General features: G+C 48.5%; 17 protein-coding genes and 1 pseudogene. 13 read left to right on the top strand and 5 right to left on the bottom strand.

Annotation, left to right across the window (positions count from 1 at the left end):
• Positions 1–30 precede the first annotated feature (30 nt).
• Genes rsxA through nth form a run of 7 tightly spaced genes read left to right on the top strand, consistent with a single transcriptional unit; the run spans position 31 to position 6,478 of the window.
• Positions 31–612 (top strand): electron transport complex subunit RsxA, encoded by a 582-nt coding sequence (rsxA, locus tag ACXAGC_RS13150; protein ID WP_119500689.1) that lies wholly within the window; start codon positions 31–33, stop codon positions 610–612.
• Positions 612–1,181 (top strand): electron transport complex subunit RsxB, encoded by a 570-nt coding sequence (gene rsxB / locus ACXAGC_RS13145; protein ID WP_119500688.1) that lies wholly within the window; start codon positions 612–614, stop codon positions 1,179–1,181. The genes rsxA and rsxB overlap by 1 nt, the downstream gene beginning before the upstream one ends.
• A gap of 5 nt (positions 1,182–1,186) precedes the next feature.
• Entirely contained in the window at positions 1,187–3,427 is a 2,241-nt protein-coding gene (rsxC, locus tag ACXAGC_RS13140) for an electron transport complex subunit RsxC (RefSeq protein WP_474844849.1), read from the top strand.
• The gene (rsxD, locus tag ACXAGC_RS13135) at positions 3,428–4,501 is read left to right on the top strand and encodes an electron transport complex subunit RsxD (protein WP_474844746.1); all 1,074 of its coding nucleotides are present in this window, start codon (positions 3,428–3,430) and stop codon (positions 4,499–4,501) included.
• Complete coding sequence (gene rsxG / locus ACXAGC_RS13130; RefSeq protein WP_474844745.1) at positions 4,498–5,148, top strand: electron transport complex subunit RsxG; 651 nt, start codon at positions 4,498–4,500, stop codon at positions 5,146–5,148. Before rsxD ends, rsxG begins: the two co-directional genes overlap by 4 nt.
• The gene (locus ACXAGC_RS13125; protein WP_119500684.1) at positions 5,145–5,837 is read left to right on the top strand and encodes an electron transport complex subunit E; all 693 of its coding nucleotides are present in this window, start codon (positions 5,145–5,147) and stop codon (positions 5,835–5,837) included. The genes rsxG and ACXAGC_RS13125 overlap by 4 nt, the downstream gene beginning before the upstream one ends.
• An 8-nt stretch (positions 5,838–5,845) precedes the next feature.
• Positions 5,846–6,478 (top strand): endonuclease III, encoded by a 633-nt coding sequence (nth, locus tag ACXAGC_RS13120; protein WP_474844744.1) that lies wholly within the window; start codon positions 5,846–5,848, stop codon positions 6,476–6,478.
• 2 nt (positions 6,479–6,480) lie between these two features.
• Here nth and ACXAGC_RS13115 read toward each other — a convergent pair whose 3' ends face one another.
• The gene (locus tag ACXAGC_RS13115) at positions 6,481–7,284 is read right to left on the bottom strand and encodes an SDR family NAD(P)-dependent oxidoreductase (protein ID WP_474844743.1); all 804 of its coding nucleotides are present in this window, start codon (positions 7,282–7,284) and stop codon (positions 6,481–6,483) included.
• Between the two features lie 11 nt (positions 7,285–7,295).
• The gene (locus ACXAGC_RS13110; protein WP_474844742.1) at positions 7,296–8,282 is read right to left on the bottom strand and encodes a zinc-dependent alcohol dehydrogenase family protein; all 987 of its coding nucleotides are present in this window, start codon (positions 8,280–8,282) and stop codon (positions 7,296–7,298) included.
• 112 nt (positions 8,283–8,394) lie between these two features.
• On the opposite strand from ACXAGC_RS13110, the gene ACXAGC_RS13105 reads away from it, so the two are divergent.
• Together ACXAGC_RS13105 and ACXAGC_RS13100 are read left to right on the top strand one after the other, a co-directional pair.
• A complete protein-coding gene (locus tag ACXAGC_RS13105) occupies positions 8,395–9,321 on the top strand; it encodes a LysR family transcriptional regulator (RefSeq protein ID WP_474844741.1) in 927 nt (308 codons plus the stop codon).
• A gap of 19 nt (positions 9,322–9,340) precedes the next feature.
• Positions 9,341–9,570 (top strand): annotated as a pseudogene (locus ACXAGC_RS13100) (endonuclease III); the annotation flags it as partial.
• Positions 9,571–9,586: 16 nt separating this feature from the next.
• Here ACXAGC_RS13100 and ACXAGC_RS13095 read toward each other — a convergent pair.
• Complete coding sequence (locus tag ACXAGC_RS13095; protein ID WP_474844740.1) at positions 9,587–10,027, bottom strand: aspartyl protease family protein; 441 nt, start codon at positions 10,025–10,027, stop codon at positions 9,587–9,589.
• 317 nt (positions 10,028–10,344) lie between these two features.
• Between ACXAGC_RS13095 and ACXAGC_RS13090 the strand changes: the two genes are divergently transcribed.
• On the top strand, positions 10,345–10,704 hold the full coding sequence (locus ACXAGC_RS13090) for a hypothetical protein (RefSeq protein ID WP_474844739.1): 360 nt from the start codon (positions 10,345–10,347) through the stop codon (positions 10,702–10,704).
• 205 nt (positions 10,705–10,909) lie between these two features.
• Positions 10,910–11,923, top strand: coding sequence for a glycerophosphodiester phosphodiesterase (glpQ, locus tag ACXAGC_RS13085; RefSeq protein ID WP_474844848.1), 1,014 nt, complete (start codon positions 10,910–10,912; stop codon positions 11,921–11,923).
• 8 nt (positions 11,924–11,931) lie between these two features.
• On the opposite strand, the gene ACXAGC_RS13080 is transcribed toward glpQ, so the two are convergent.
• Positions 11,932–12,795 (bottom strand): flagellar protein MotY, encoded by an 864-nt coding sequence (locus ACXAGC_RS13080; RefSeq protein WP_119503346.1) that lies wholly within the window; start codon positions 12,793–12,795, stop codon positions 11,932–11,934.
• Positions 12,796–12,985: 190 nt separating this feature from the next.
• Between ACXAGC_RS13080 and rnt the strand changes: the two genes are divergently transcribed.
• Entirely contained in the window at positions 12,986–13,621 is a 636-nt protein-coding gene (gene rnt / locus ACXAGC_RS13075) for a ribonuclease T (RefSeq protein WP_474844738.1), read from the top strand.
• 106 nt (positions 13,622–13,727) lie between these two features.
• Positions 13,728–15,050 (top strand): sugar porter family MFS transporter, encoded by a 1,323-nt coding sequence (locus ACXAGC_RS13070; RefSeq protein WP_474844737.1) that lies wholly within the window; start codon positions 13,728–13,730, stop codon positions 15,048–15,050.
• Positions 15,051–15,130: 80 nt separating this feature from the next.
• On the opposite strand, the gene ACXAGC_RS13065 is transcribed toward ACXAGC_RS13070, so the two are convergent.
• Positions 15,131–15,736, bottom strand: a complete 606-nt coding sequence (locus tag ACXAGC_RS13065; RefSeq protein WP_119500677.1) for a peroxiredoxin — start codon at positions 15,734–15,736, stop codon at positions 15,131–15,133.
• Positions 15,737–15,787 lie beyond the last annotated feature (51 nt).

The following is a 15,787-nucleotide window of genomic DNA, read 5'->3' as shown; positions in this document are numbered from 1 at the left end:
AATGTCCAATATGCGTTCACTGCTTTTACTATGACAGATTTTTTGTTACTCCTTGTGGGTACAGTACTCGTTAACAATTTCGTGCTGGTTAAGTTTCTGGGTTTATGCCCCTTTATGGGCGTGTCCGGCAAACTTGAAACGGCCATTGGCATGGCCATGGCGACATCCTTTGTTTTAACACTGGCATCTGTCACCAGTTATCTGGTCGAAACCTGGCTGCTTGTGCCCCTGGGCATCGGTTATCTGCGAACACTGGCATTCATCCTGGTTATTGCCGTCGTGGTTCAGTTCACTGAAATGGTCGTGCACAAGACCAGCCCGACCTTATACCGGCTACTCGGAATATTTCTGCCTCTTATCACTACCAACTGCGCGGTATTGGGTGTTGCCCTGCTAAACCTGACAGAGCAACATAATCTCATTGAGAGCCTGATTTACGGCTTCGGTGCTTCTGTTGGTTTTTCTCTTGTGCTTATTTTATTCGCTGCAATGCGTGAACGTCTGGCCGCGGCAGATGTTCCGGTGGCTTTTAAAGGCGCTTCTATTGCCATGGTTACCGCCGGCCTTATGTCGCTGGCATTTATGGGTTTCAGCGGTCTGGTGAAATTATAATGACGATATCAGTAGCACTTATCGCCATCGGCGTGCTTGCGGTCGCATTCGGCCTGCTTTTAGGCTATGCCAGCATCCGCTTTAAAGTTGAAGCCGATCCACTGGTTGAGCAAATCGATGAAATCTTACCGCAAACACAATGTGGTCAGTGTGGCTATCCGGGTTGCCGCCCCTATGCAGAAGCGATTGCAAACGGTGATGACATTAATAAATGTCCGCCGGGCGGCGAGTCCACGATTAAAAAACTTGCCGACCTGACCGGCAAAGAAGCCAAACCCCTCGATTCAGCCCACGGTGAAGAGGATGTGAAAAAAGTCGCCTTCATCCGCGAAGATGAATGTATCGGCTGTACCAAATGTATTCAGGCATGTCCGGTAGATGCCATTCTGGGCGCTGCAAAACATATGCATACGGTGCTGACTCAGGAATGTACGGGCTGTGATCTCTGCGTGGACCCCTGCCCTGTTGACTGTATCGACATGGTGCCCGTTGAAACCACAACGGCGTCATGGAAATGGGATTTTGATAAAACGCCCAAAGGCGATATTCCAATTAAGATGGTGTCGTAATCGTGATGTTTCCTGTTTATGAAGACGTTCTGGCCCGGCTGGATAAGGGTCAGCTCAGCAGCTTTCCCGGCGGCGTACATCCTGAAGGTCATAAAGGGCTTTCGAACCAGACACAAATAGTGGATCTGCCGCTGGCAAAGGAATACGTTGTGCCGGTACGGCAGCATATTGGTACAGAAGGCACCTTACTGGTGCGCCCGGGCGATAAGGTTCTCAAAGGTCAGCCACTGACCCAGTCCACCCAGCCTTTTTCTGTGCCTGTCCATGCGCCAACTTCCGGTACCATAGCCGGCATCGCGCAGCATGTTACCGCTCATCCCAGTGGTCTGGATGAACTTTGCGTTACGCTGAAAGCCGATGGCCATGATACCTGGTATCCTCTTTCTCCCTGCCCCGACTATGCAAAAGAAGAAAAGGTATCACTGACTGAAAAGTTATGTGATGCAGGAATTTCAGGTATGGGGGGCGCCGGCTTTCCCAGCCACATTAAGGTGAATACCAACAAGCCTGTTGAGTTTCTGATCATCAACGGCGTGGAATGCGAGCCTTACATCACGTCTGACGACAGGCTGATGCGTGAGCACGCTGACGGCATCATGGCCGGTATTGAAATTCTTGTACACCTGCTGTCACCCAAATGCGTGGTGATCGCCATTGAAGACAACAAACCAGAAGCCATCAGGGTTTTATCAAAACAGATTGAAACCCTGCCCCACATCCGTGTGGCAACAGTAGAGACAAAGTATCCTGCTGGCGGTGAAAAACAACTTATTCAGGTCGTAACCGGCCGTGAAGTGCCCCGCAAAGGATTACCTCTTGATGTGGGTGTGACCATGTTCAATGTGGGTACCTGCTTTGCAGTTGCACAAGCCATTATTGAAGGTAAACCCCTGATCGAAAGGATCGTCACTGTCACAGGTCAGGCAGTTAAACGCCCCGGAAACTATCGTGTTCGCCTTGGGACACCAGTGAATCACGTGTTGTCTCAGGCGGGTTACCTCGGTGAAAAACAGACAACGCCACAGGTCATAATGGGCGGCCCGATGATGGGCTTTACCTTAAATGACGCCGCGGTACCGGTGGTAAAAACCACCAACTGTCTGTTGGTACCGGCTACAGGTGAACTCACCAACGGTGACGACGAACGCGCCTGTATCCGTTGCAGTGCCTGTGCTGATGCCTGTCCGGCAACATTGCTTCCGCAGCAGTTGTACTGGCACAGTAAAGCGAAAGAATACGATAAGGCACAGGAATATAATCTGTTTGATTGTATCGAATGCGGTGCCTGCGCTTATGTATGCCCCAGTGAAATACCGCTGGTTCATTATTACCGTAAAGCCAAAGCTGACATTCGCCTGGAGCTTGACGAAAAAGCTAAAGCAGACAAAGCCAAAGAACGTTTCGAAGCCCGCAAAGCCCGCCTTGAACGGGAAAAAGAAGAGCGGGAAGCGAAGCATCGTAAAGCCAAAGAAGCAAGGCTGGCAGCTGCCGCACAACCGGCAACTGACGCTCCGGCCTCTCAAAGCAGCGATGCAGCCACCAAAGATAAAGTAGCGGCCGCTCTGGCACGTGCCAAAGCCCGCAAAGCGGCAGCACAAAAAGCAGAAACACAACCGGAAACGGCGCCGGCTTCACAGGAAGAAGCTCCTGCTGCAAATGATAAAAAGGCTGCAGTGGCAGCAGCCATCGCCCGGGCGAAAGCTAAGAAAGCAGCTCAAAATGCAACGCCTCCTGCTGATTCCGCTGACGCCGCTCCTGCACCGGAAGGCGAAACTGACAATAAGAAAGCCGCAGTGGCAGCAGCCATAGCCAGAGCGAAAGCCAAAAAGGCGGCCAGAGAAGCGCAACAGTCTGCAGACGACAACAGCGAAAAACCGCCGGTACAAACAGAACCGGCTCAGCCAGAACCGGCACAAAAAGAACCTGAAGCAACCCAATCCTCCCCGGCAGCACCGTCTGCTGAAGAAGCCAGAAAAGCGCGTATTGCAGCCGCTGTTGCCAAAGCAAAAGCGAAAAAGGCGGCAAAAGACAATGATGGCGCACCGGAACAGGATGCAAAAACTGGCACAGAGTCTCAGGAAACGACTGATAAACCCGACGCTGACAAGCAAACAGATGCACAGGCTGATTCAGACACAACACAAAAAAAAGCAGACCCCGCGGATGAAAAGAAAGCCCGTATTGCTGCTGCGGTTGCCAAAGCAAAAGCGAAAAAAGCCGCCAGAGACAACGGGAATAATGACTAAATGAAACTAAATCTTGCCAGTTCCCCTCACTTACGCACAAAGCGTGATACCAGTCAGGTAATGCGCCTGGTGCTATACGCCATGTTGCCGGGCATTGCTTGTCAGGTTGTATTCTTTGGCTGGGGCGTCGTCATTCAGGCGTTCCTTGCTGTTGCGACAGCACTGGCAACGGAAGCCGCGATTTTGTCTCTGCGCAATAAACAGGTTAAGCGCAATCTGTCTGATTACAGTGCCGTACTCACAGCCTGCCTGCTGGCAGTCAGCATTCCTCCTACTCTGCCCTGGTGGATGACAGTCACCGGCACTTTTTTCGCCATAGCAATCGTGAAACAGCTCTACGGCGGTTTGGGCTACAACCTGTTTAATCCGGCGATGGTGGCTTATGTCGTGCTGCTGGTGTCTTTCCCTGCGGCAATGACTCAGTGGCTGCCACCGGAAGGCGTAAGAGCGGCAGCATTATCCTTTACAGATACATTGAGCCTGATTTTTACCAGTTATACGCAAACCGGACTGGATGTCACTCAAATCAGGGATGTGGCTGACGGCATGACATCCGCGACGCCATTGGATCAGGTGAAAACCGGACTAACCCGTTCATCAACCTATTCTGAGTTACTGGCATCGCCAATTTACGATAGCGGCCTTTTTGCCAGCGGTGCCGCAGGCTGGTCCTGGGTAAGCGCAGCCTGGGCTCTGGGCGGGCTGGCGCTGTGGCGTCTGAAGGTTATCAGCTGGCACATTCCGGGCAGCATGATCGCCAGCGTAGCCCTGTGCACCTTATTTCTTCATCTGCTCAATCAGGATATCTACGCGTCACCGGTCTTTCACCTTATCAACGGCAGCGTGTTATTCGGTGCGTTTTTCATTGCCACTGATCCTGTTTCTGCCTCCACCACAGCACGAGGACGGATAGTATTTGGCGCGCTCATCGGATTCTGGATTGTGATTATCCGTACGTTTGGCGGTTACCCTGATGCAGTCGCCTTTGCGGTCATTATCATGAACATGGCTGTGCCGCTAATCGATTATTACACCCGTCCTCGCACATACGGCCACCCGCGGGGTAAAGCATGATGAACAGTATTGTGAAAAATGGCGTCATGCTGGGCGCATTTGCCATTGTGACCACCGGTTTAATTGCCACTACTTTTTTCGGCACTGAGTCGCGCATTGCAGAGCAGGAACAGCAAAAATTGATGTCTCTGCTGAACGAAGTGGTCCCCCAATCGGTTTATGATAATGAACTGTATGCAGATTGCACCGCCGTCACTGATCCGCTGCTTGGTAAGCCGGGCACTTTACGCCACGTTTACCGTGCACGGTTAAACGGAGAGTCCGCCGCCCTTGCTATTGAAGCTGTGGCACCGGACGGTTACAGTGGGGATATTGCCATTGTTATCGGTGTCACTAACGACATGACGGTAACCGGCGTGCGGACTGTGAGACACCAGGAAACTCCCGGACTGGGTGACAAAATCGAATTGTCAGTCAGTGACTGGATAACGTCTTTCAGCGGTGAGTCCTTTGATAATTCGGCGCTGAACAAATGGCAGGTAAAAAAAGACGGTGGCAAATTTGACCAGTTTACCGGCGCAACGATTACTCCCCGTGCCGTTACAGGTGCAGTAAAACGGGCCCTGTTGTATGTGGAAGCAAACCGTGAGTCTTTATTTGCCCTGCCAGTTAATTGCATGGCTAAGCAACCCGGAGGTTCAGAATGAGTGAGTGGAAAAATCTGACCATCGAAGGTTTATGGAAAAATAATCCTGCACTGGTTCAGCTTCTGGGTTTGTGCCCCCTTCTTGCGGTCACCGCAACAGTTATTAACGGGCTTGGCCTGGGGCTGGCAACCACACTGGTGCTGGTTGGTTCAAATATTACCGTGAGTCTGGTACGTAATATTGTCAGGAACGAAATCCGGATCCCGGTGTTCGTGATGGTGATTGCAGGTTTTGTAACCGTTGTTCAGCTACTGATGAACGCCTTTACTTACGAACTCTATTTAACACTGGGCATTTTTATTCCGTTAATTGTGACAAATTGCGCCATCATTGGCCGGGCTGAAGCCTTTGCCTCGAAGAATCCGGTCCTGCCGGCAGCCCTTGACGGCCTGATGATGGGTGCAGGGTTTACTGCTGTGCTGATGTTACTAGGCGCCATGCGCGAAGCCTTAGGTTCCGGTACCCTGCTAAGCGGAGCTGATCGTCTTTTTGGCAGCATAGCGACCAACTGGACCATTACTTTATTTGATACAGACCAGCCTTTCCTGCTCGCTATTTTGCCGCCGGGCGCGTTCATTGGCATGGGTCTGCTCATTGCTCTTAAAAATGTTATCGACGCGCGGATGGCTGCCAAAAAGGTTCCGGAAGCCAAAACCGTCACCCGAATCAGGGTAACTGCTGAAAGTTAAGTGTTGCTATGAATAATACGAAAAGAAAGGAAATTCTGACCCGGCTGAGAGATGCTAATCCTCATCCCACTACTGAATTGAACTTCACTACACCCTTTGAATTGCTGGTCGCAGTGACCTTATCAGCACAGGCCACCGATGTGGGTGTGAATAAGGCGACGGCCAAACTGTTTCCCGTGGCCAATACGCCGCAGGCTATCGCAGATTTGGGCGTAGATGGCTTAAAGGAATACATCAAGACTATTGGTCTTTACAATGCCAAAGCCGAAAACGTGCACAAACTCAGTAAGATCATTGTTGAAAAGCACAATGGCGAGGTACCGGAAAGCCGGGAGGCGCTGGAAGCTTTGCCGGGCGTTGGCCGTAAAACGGCGAATGTAGTACTGAATACAGCATTCGGCTGGCCCACGATTGCGGTAGACACTCACATATTTCGGGTATCAAACCGCACTAAGTTTGCCATGGGCAAGAACGTGGACAGAGTGGAAGAAAAGCTGTTAAAAGTCGTGCCTGCTGAATTTAAGGTCGACGTTCACCACTGGCTGATCCTGCACGGCCGTTATACCTGTATCGCCCGCAAACCCCGCTGCGGTTCCTGTATTATTGAAGACTTGTGTGAGTTTAAGGATAAGACCGGGTAGTTTTATCCAAATTGGGTGTAGAAGCTTTCCAAAATTGTCATTAACGCTTTATTCTTCTCTGAATTTGCAGCATCAACGTGAGGCACCGAAAACGTTTTAGAATCGTTATCGAAATACCGGCCGGAGCTTTCTGCAAACTTATCAGAGAGCGATGCTTTAACTAATATTTCAGCACCGATCCCGATATCGTTTCCTGCCAAACCAAAACCTTCTTTAACCATTTTACTAGCCAATAATGAACCGGGGTTAACCGCTAATACAACCTGGTCTGTCTTTAGTTCCCGGGCTAACTCTTGTGACCATATAGTAATGGCCAATTTACTTTGAGCATAAGCCTGAAAGTCGTCTGCAATCGTCAAACTCCCGCGCATAGCTTCGAGGTTGACCGGCGCTTGTGCAGCAGATGACAAATTAATAATCCTCCCATTATCTTTTAGCACTGACAGTAACCCTTTGGTGATGATGAAAGGGCTAATCGTATTAACGACAAACCTTACATCCACCCCGACACCGCTAACAGGCTTATCCGTCTTGAATACGCCTGCATTGTTGATAATAATATCTAGCGATTGATGACATTTTTTTATATTGTCCACTAACTGCGCCACTTGATAAAGGTCCGAGAGGTCAGCCTTATAAGTATCTATTTCAATATTTGGAGCAATCTCTAACAGCAATTTGTGAGTCTTTTTCAGCTTGTCTGCATTTCGTCCGTGAATAACCAGGTTGTGTCCTAAACCAGCCAATATCTGCGCGGTTTCTAAACCAATGCCATCAGTCGCACCTGTGATTAATATGGTTTTCATTTCATCCCTCTTCACACGCTTATCACAACTTTGCCCATGGCTTTTCCACTAGATAATCGTTCATGTGCTTTTCCCGCTTCATTTAGTGAAAATGATTGACTGTCCAGAACAACTTCAAGCTCTCCCGCTTCAACAATTTGGGCTAGCTCCGTAAGTATGTCAGAGTGATCTTCCCGATTTACATTGTGGAGCATGGGTATCAGCATAAATACCACATGCAAAGACAAACCTTTGAAATGAGCTAACGATAAATCTAAGTCAAGCATTGCAACAGTTGTGGCAACGTGTCCGTTTAAAGCAGTCGCCTCAAACGAGTTCAGCATGTTTTCACCACCAACCGAGTCAAATACAACATCAAAGCCAATTCCTTTAGTATATTTTTCTACATATTCGGCCACGTCTTCTGTTTTGTAATTTATAGCAGTGGCACCTAACTTACTGATAAGAGCTAGCTGCGCATCTCCCCCTCCTGTTGAATAAACCTCAGCGCCAAAATATTTTGCAAGTTGAAGCGCTACGTGACCAACACCTCCTGAGCCACCATGCACCAGCACTTTTTGGCCTTGTTTAACACCCGCACGGGTTAGCCCTTCATAAGCAGTAATACCCACTAATGGCAGTGCGGCAGCTTGTTCCATGGATAAATTCCCTGGCTTCTTAGCTATAAGTCGAAAATCCGCAGCGATATATTCTGCTAATGTCCCGGGCAGATCAGCAAGCCCACCAGCACACCCATACACTTCATCTCCTATTTTGAAATCTGTCACGCCATCGCCCACTTCTTCTACTATTCCGGCGAAATCCATTCCCAAAATAGCAGGCGCTGAAGGGGACAAAGGTAACTCGCTGCCCATTTGACGGATCATTGTGTCCACGGTATTCACACTTGTGGCTTTTATATTCACCAACACATGCATCGGTTTCACTTCTGGTTTGCCGACATGTTTAAGTTCAAATACCTCTGGTCCACCAAATTTGTTAACTACCATTGCTCTCATTTTGACTCTCCGGTTACGCTCTGTTCATGTTTAAGCTAAAACGAGTATAATCTTCAAAGGAGATATTGATAATTACCCAAAATAAATAATCACTTTCAACAAAAAGTTTATAATGAATATTGAGTATCTAAAGCTATTTGTTAGAGTAGCCACTACAAACAACATAAGCTCTGCAGGCGCTGAACTTGGCTTATCTGCCGCTGTGGCGAGTAGCCATATTAGAAAGCTGGAAGAAAGTTTGGGCGTAAGGCTTTTTCATAGAACAACAAGAAAGATATCTTTAACTGAAGATGGCGTCGCATTTCTTCATCATGCTGAAGACGTAATTGCTAGCGTGGAAGCGGCTGAAGCATCGGTGGGAGTTGGGAACTTAAAGCCAAGTGGAACGTTGCGTGTTGCTGCTCCAGCCTCATTTGGTCGCATGCATATATTGCCTGCGATGAAAGGCTTTATGAATGAATACCCTAATCTAAAAATAGATTTAAAACTGTCCGATACCATAGTTGATTTAGTAGAAGGCGGTTTTGATATTGCCATCCGAAATTCGCAATTAAAAGACTCAACACTAATAGCCAAAAAACTAGTAAACGATAGACGGATTTTATGTGCGTCCCCTGAGTACATATCTAAATATGGTTCTCCTGCCTCACCCATGGAACTGAGAGAGCATAACTGTATAACCCTCTTAAATTTAGATCATTGGGCATTTAAGGGTGGCAATGAAACGCTAAATATTAAAGTCACCGGCAACTTTAGTACCGACAACGGGGAAGCAATACGTGACGCTTGCTCATATGGCATAGGTATAACTGTCAATTCAACCTGGAGTGCCTATCAACAATTAATTAATGGTGAGTTAGTAGAAGTATTATCCGAATACCCATTGATTTCTGAAACCGCTATTTGGGCGGTTTACCCAAGCTCCAGACAATTAGCACCTAAAGTCAGAGCGTTTATTGATTACTTTTCGAGTTACTTTAATAGTGAACCGTATTGGGATGAAAAGCTTAAACAGCACCCCCAGCCACACTCTGTTTAATCAATAGCTACTTTAATTATCCTTTAGCTGGCCCACTATCGCTGTAGACACTCACATATTTCGGGTATCAAACCGCACTAAATATGCCATGGGCAAGAACGTGGACAAAGTGGAAGAAAAGCTGTTAAAAGTCGTACCTGCTGAATTTAAGGTCGACGTTCACCACTGCACGGCCGATATACCTGCATCGCCCGCAAACCACGTTGCGGTTCCTGTATTATTGAAGATCTGTGTGATTTTAAGGAATAAACAGAAGTCTGATTTACTAGCGGCAACCGGAAAGGGTGACAGACTCAGCCGTGATGGTCATCGGTGCCGCTTTGAGCAGTGTGTTGATACCCAGAATATTGTTTCCTCCCGGCATCACGGCAACTTCTACCGGACCCAGTTCGCAAGCCTGCCCGATACGGATTGAACTGAGCTGATACTGCGACACAGTGAGAATTTTACCGTTCGCCAGTCTGGCTGCCGATTTACCCGATTGTTTCAGCTTCCGGCCTTTGGTTAACGCCTCAAAAGTTGCTTTATTTAAGGTCAGCAAGCCGGAGCCGGTGTCGAGGAGAAATGAAGCTGTGACTGCCGATTCAAGCGTCGCTTCAAGGTACAGGGTACCACCGGCACTCTGGTCAAGTGGCACCGCCTGTTCACTGGCAACTACGGCAGTTGTAAGCAGCATTCCTGCTACCCATAAAATGATGCTCTTCATAACTGTTCCGGCCCTGCTGACGATACCTGTACAGTTACAGCAACTTAAACGCCATTCCGGTAAGTTACTGATATTTCATTACCCTGTTCCTCTCAGTGCCCATCCAACAAACCAAATAAGTGCACAACCAGCCAAATTGCACCACCAAAAAGCATGAAAAGAAAAAAAGTAGTGAAATCGTCCACATTTGATAGCTAAGCATTCTCTAAACCCTACAGCTGATAGATTAAAACTATCTCCAGATAGTATTGTTTCATTTTTATTCAGCCATACAATGGAATAAAGCACCATTTTGATGCAAACAAAAGGACACTGTTATGAAAAGAACCCTCTCTCTGCTGAGCTTATGTGTTTTACCGGCCCTGTTTACCGGAGCGGCTGCCGGCGAAACACGAAATAATGAAATGGTTGATATCCAGGTTGTGGATTATGCCGGTAAACCACCGTTTAAACGCAAAATAGTCAGCCTGCCGGTACATGACGTGGCTCAACTTGAGTTGGCAGGTGGCGAACCTAAAGAGTATGTGGAAGTGAAAGAGGTCATCATGCGGGGTAAACCTCCCTACCGCCGCATCACAACAACGATGCCTGTATACGATGTCGCTCAGTTTGAACTGCTGGAAACGGAACAACAAAGCGGAAAACAGGGCACTCGTCCCCCGTTTAAGCGCTTCTGAACATAATGTCAGGGCGGCGTAGAATTGACTAGGCCGTCCTGTTCCCTTTCCTCGTTGACCATTTTTTCAGTACCTTCCGCTTTTACAGATCTACGTCACACGAATGTCTTCTTTCCCCGCCAGAATAGAGGTTTTGGTTCCGGCAAAAACATCCTGTATGCTTTTCTTTTGCTGTCGTTACCTGTGTCGTTCACCAATAAAGGATCTGTTTGTGTTAAAAAACACTTTGCTCTCTTTCACCTTTTCTACACTGTGTTTGAGTACCAGTGCTGCTGCATTCGATATCATTGCTCACAGAGGTGCATCCGGCTATCTTCCCGAGCATACACTGGAAGCTGCAACACTGGCGTTTGCCCAGCAACCGGATTACATCGAACAGGATGTGGTAGCCACTAAAGATGGTGAACTGGTTGTACTTCATGATATTCATCTGGATACAGTAACCAATGTGGCCGCGAAGTTTCCTGACCGCGCCCGTGACGATGGCCGTTGGTATGCGCTGGATTTCACGTTAGCGGAATTGCGCACTCTTCAAGTAAAAGAGCGGGCGGATACCGCTGGAAAACAAGTGTTTGCCAAGCGCTATCATGGCAATAAAGCGCTGTTTACCATTGCTACGTTAGATGAACATATAGAACTCATCAGTGAATTAAACCGCGAATTTAACAGCAACATTGGCTTTTATACTGAAATCAAGTCGCCAGCCTGGCATAAAAAAGAAGGCACAGATATCAGCCAACTTCTGCTTGATACACTGGCGCGCTATGACCTCAATGGCGGGAATGCCAATATTTATGTGCAGTGTTTTGATTTTGCTGAAGTTAAGCGTCTGCGCGACGAGCTGGGTTTTAAAGGCAAGATAGTTTTGTTGCTGGCTGACAACAGCTGGGGTGAGTCTCCCACTGATTACCAGGCACTTCTGACTGAACAGGGCATGCATGATATTGCAAAATATGCTGATGGCATTGGTCCCTGGTTACCACAGTTACTGGACATGAAGGCAATACAGCAAGGTAAGGTTGTCCCTGCTTCCTGGCTGGCAACGGCGAAAAAAGAAGGGCTGATTATTCACCCTTATACATTCAGAATTGATGCACTGCCAACAGGTATGACAGCAGAACAGATCCTCGGACTGCTAACCGGACCGTTGGCGGTTGATGGTGTTTTTACCGATCAGGTCCCGCCGGTAAAAAGCTTTTTACAACACAGCGGAAAATAACCAGACGTCTACCCCCTGGATAACCGCACTACAACGCGGCGGTTGAGCGCACGGGCGTCACTGTTGTCATTTGGCGAGATGTGACGCTTCTCGCCGTGGCCAGTGACTTCGATACGGGAGGCATCCACACCCATGGCTGTAAAATACTCTTTCACCTGATTAGCACGGCGGACAGATAACTGCTCGTTGCTCCAGCGTCCGCCATAGCTGTCGGTATAACCGTCCAGTAACACCAATTCCAGTCCGCTGTCTTCTTTCAGATATTCCCCAATCATGTTCAGACGCTTTTCTGAGTATTTGGTTAAATCCACACTGTTTTTCTCGTAAGACAGCACGGTGTAGGCAATATCATCAAAACTGTAGGGCAACAGTTGTGACACGCACTTCACGAAGTTGCGGTATACCGGTGTGAAGTTGCTGGCATTCAAGGCAACAGCCACTTTGTCGTATTCGTTGTACCAGTCCTGATAGTAGATAGTCGGCCAGTAGCCCTTTTCCAGTTCACTGAGCATTGTCCAGGCAGCTTGCTCAGGCAGGTCGCCGTTGTACTGGGTTCGCAGGGTCATATCAGCAATGTTTTTAGGTGCTGCGCCGGGCATCCATGAAGGAGGGACTGAATAAACGGCGGCCACGCCAAATTTCTTCGGCAGCAGTTGCATGTCCAGCTCGAATTCCATATTCAGTTGCTTCGACGCTACGCTGGAGAACTCGGCATCGCCGTAACCGGGTACCGCATGAGATAAAGTGCACTGCAGACGGCTTTCATCTTTCAATTGCCAGTCAGAGGATTCCACAGTCGCAGAATACTGGCGCATTGCGCCGTAACCCGGTGCACTTATCAGCAAAAAACACAATAAAGCCTGTCGAAACATAATATGCCCTGAAACTAAGAGAAAAGAGGTGGCTCTTTCTTTATCGCCGCCCTGCGCAAAAAGTTTAGCACAATGGTCAGTATAATCCCCTTCCCTCACAGGTAACAAAGGTAGATACATACGGCGTATCTTGCGATAATCCATTTTTGCTCTGCCCATGCACTTGTTTATTCAGAGGCTTCTTCGATCTATGTCTGAAAACGCGAATTTGTTAAAGCACCGTTTCCGTGGTTATTTTCCTGTCATTATTGATGTGGAAACTGCCGGTTTTAATGCTACAACTGATGCACTGCTGGAAATCGCTGCTGTCACTTTGCGTATGGATGAACAAGGTGATTTGCACCCCGACAAAACCGTGCATCACCATGTCAATCCCTTCGAGGGCGCGAACCTGGAGCCGGCTGCACTGGAGTTTAATGGCATTGATCCTCATTGTCCGCTAAGGGGCGCACTGGATGAAGCCGATGTCATGAAAGACGTATGTAAGCAAATCCGCAAACTGCAGAAAGATGCAGACTGTCAACGCTCAGTGATTGTGGCCCATAATGCCACCTTTGATCAGAGCTTTGTAAATGCCGCGATTGCCCGCAGTAACATTAAGCGCACTCCGTTTCACCCGTTTGTGTCTTTCGACACAACGACACTGGCAGGGTTAGCCGTCGGTCAGACAGTACTGGTAAAGGCATGCCGTGAAGCCAGGATTGCGTTTGATCAGAGTGAAGCACACAGTGCCCTTTACGATGCAGAGCGGACAGCAGAACTGTTTTGCTACATTGTGAACCGCTACAAACATTTAGGTGGCTGGCCAGTCGCGCCAGCGGAATGACCGGTCACAGGAACAACTATCCGGTTTCTATTTGACGTCGCCTCTTTCTTGTTAACAAATTGTAACGTACACTGAGAATAACTGAATCGTTTAAGTCGTGTACGTTATGAAACACCCCGTTGTCCTCTGGACCCTGACCGTCGCCTTCGCCGGTTTTCTTTTCGGATTTGATACCGCTGTTATTTCCGGCGCTGATCAGCTTATTCAGGCTTTATGGCAAACCTCAGATCTGACTCACGGATTGCTGGTCATGTCTTCTGCCCTGTGGGGTACCGTTGCCGGCGCCCTTACCGCCAATATTCCCTGCGATAAATTTGGACGCAAACCAGTACTTGTTGGCATTGGTATTTTGTATGTGGTGTCAGCCATTGGCTCCGCACTGGCAACCGATCCTGTGTTTTTCAGCATTATGCGCTTTATTGGCGGGTTTGGGGTCGGCGTGTCTTCCATTGCGGTGCCCGCCTACATTGCTGAAATTGCACCGGCGCAGAAACGGGGCCGTATGGTAGCCACCTATCAGTTCCAGATTGTGTTTGGTATTCTCATCGCCTTTCTTTCAAATTTTATACTCTCCGCCTGGTTCAGCCTTGACTGGCGATGGATGCTGGGTATAGAAGCCATTCCGGCAATGATTTATCTGTTACTAGTACTTAATGTACCGGAAAGCCCGCGCTGGCTGCTCCTGCACCGGAATGATGAAAAACAGAGCAGGGATATTTTGCTCCGCGCCGGTGAAACTGACCCGGATGCTGTGCTGGCTGCGGTAAAGCGGGATGTTCAGAATCATCGCAGCCCGTCACTGTTCAATGCTGCCTACCGTTTACCGGTGTTGCTGGCTTTTCTGGTAGCGATGTTTAATCAGTTGTCAGGCATTAATTTTGTTATCTACTTTGCACCCAGAATATTCTCACTGGCCGGCCTGGATGCTTCTTCGGCTTTGTTATCCAGCGCCGGTATAGGTCTTGTTAATCTCATATTTACCCTCGCCGGACTGGCACTGATCGATAAAATGGGCAGACGACAATTGCTTTTTGCCGGCTCACTGGGCTATCTGGTGTCTCTGAGTCTGCTCACCTGCGCGTTCTGGTTGCAATGGCAGGGAATACTCGTGGTGGGTCTGATATTTTTATTCATTGCTTCTCATGCCATGGGCCAGGGTGCTGTGATTTGGGTGTTTATTTCGGAGATCTTTCCTAACAGTGTCCGCGCCAAAGGTCAGGCCCTGGGCAGCAGCACTCACTGGGTGTTTGCAGCGTTGATTGCCCTGCTGATGCCCTGGTTGCTGAGCCAGTTTTCAGCATCCGCTCTGTTTGCGTTCTTTACCGTTATGATGGCCTGCCAGCTTATTTGTGTGATTACCTTTTTCCCCGAAACACGGGGAAAGACGCTGGAAGATTTGGGAGATGCGCTTTCCCGCTCACAGCGTTAAATCATAACGCCACTACAGAAATAAAAAAACGCCGCAGGAGCAGTGCTCCGGGCGGCGTTTTCCGGTATTTCAGGCTTTGCTTACAGCTTGTCTGCTTCTTCAGACAGGTATTTAGCAACACCGGCAGGAGATGCATCCATACCCGCTTTACCTTCAGTCCAGCCAGCAGGACATACTTCACCGTGCTCTTCATTGAACGTCAGCGCGTCAACCATACGCAGCATCTCATCGATGTTACGGCCCAGAGGCAGATCGTTAACGACCTGGTGACGTACGTTACCTTCAGCATCAATCAGGAATGAACCACGGAAAGCAACACCCGCTTCAGGATGTTCCACATCGTAGGCCTGACAAATTTCGTGCTTAACGTCAGCAACCAGAGTGTACTTAACCGGACCAATACCGCCCTGATTTACCGGTGTGTTTCTCCACGCATTGTGTGAGAACTGAGAATCGATAGAAACACCGATCACTTCCACGCCGCGCTTCTGGAATTCTTCATAACGCTTATCAAATGCGATCAGCTCAGAAGGACACACGAAAGTGAAGTCCAGAGGGTAAAAGAACACAACGGCTTTCTTACCTTTGATAGCTTCACTTAACGTGAAAGAATCTACAATTTCACCACTTCCTAAAACAGCTGCTGCAGTAAAGTCAGGGGCCGGACGGCCTACCAGTACGCTCATTGTTCGCTCCATTAATCTTTTAAATATTATCTGTTTGCCCGCAGGCATAAC

Source organism: Alteromonas sp. AWJ4_197 (assembly GCF_056160285.1).
This window is presented reverse-complemented; position numbering and strand designations above follow the sequence as displayed.

Bases quoted from the DNA above. Each gene is read 5' to 3' on its own strand.
- rsxA (WP_119500689.1), top strand. From the start codon at position 31: ATGACAGATTTTTTGTTACTCCTTGTGGGTACAGTACTCGTTAACAAT.
- rsxB (WP_119500688.1), top strand. From the start codon at position 612: ATGACGATATCAGTAGCACTTATCGCCATCGGCGTGCTTGCGGTCGCA.
- rsxC (WP_474844849.1), top strand. From the start codon at position 1,187: ATGTTTCCTGTTTATGAAGACGTTCTGGCCCGGCTGGATAAGGGTCAG.
- rsxD (WP_474844746.1), top strand. From the start codon at position 3,428: ATGAAACTAAATCTTGCCAGTTCCCCTCACTTACGCACAAAGCGTGAT.
- rsxG (WP_474844745.1), top strand. From the start codon at position 4,498: ATGATGAACAGTATTGTGAAAAATGGCGTCATGCTGGGCGCATTTGCC.
- ACXAGC_RS13125 (WP_119500684.1), top strand. From the start codon at position 5,145: ATGAGTGAGTGGAAAAATCTGACCATCGAAGGTTTATGGAAAAATAAT.
- nth (WP_474844744.1), top strand. From the start codon at position 5,846: ATGAATAATACGAAAAGAAAGGAAATTCTGACCCGGCTGAGAGATGCT.
- ACXAGC_RS13115 (WP_474844743.1), bottom strand. From the start codon at position 7,284: ATGAAAACCATATTAATCACAGGTGCGACTGATGGCATTGGTTTAGAA.
- ACXAGC_RS13110 (WP_474844742.1), bottom strand. From the start codon at position 8,282: ATGAGAGCAATGGTAGTTAACAAATTTGGTGGACCAGAGGTATTTGAA.
- ACXAGC_RS13105 (WP_474844741.1), top strand. From the start codon at position 8,395: ATGAATATTGAGTATCTAAAGCTATTTGTTAGAGTAGCCACTACAAAC.
- ACXAGC_RS13095 (WP_474844740.1), bottom strand. From the start codon at position 10,027: ATGAAGAGCATCATTTTATGGGTAGCAGGAATGCTGCTTACAACTGCC.
- ACXAGC_RS13090 (WP_474844739.1), top strand. From the start codon at position 10,345: ATGAAAAGAACCCTCTCTCTGCTGAGCTTATGTGTTTTACCGGCCCTG.
- ACXAGC_RS13080 (WP_119503346.1), bottom strand. From the start codon at position 12,795: ATGTTTCGACAGGCTTTATTGTGTTTTTTGCTGATAAGTGCACCGGGT.
- rnt (WP_474844738.1), top strand. From the start codon at position 12,986: ATGTCTGAAAACGCGAATTTGTTAAAGCACCGTTTCCGTGGTTATTTT.
- ACXAGC_RS13070 (WP_474844737.1), top strand. From the start codon at position 13,728: ATGAAACACCCCGTTGTCCTCTGGACCCTGACCGTCGCCTTCGCCGGT.
- ACXAGC_RS13065 (WP_119500677.1), bottom strand. From the start codon at position 15,736: ATGAGCGTACTGGTAGGCCGTCCGGCCCCTGACTTTACTGCAGCAGCT.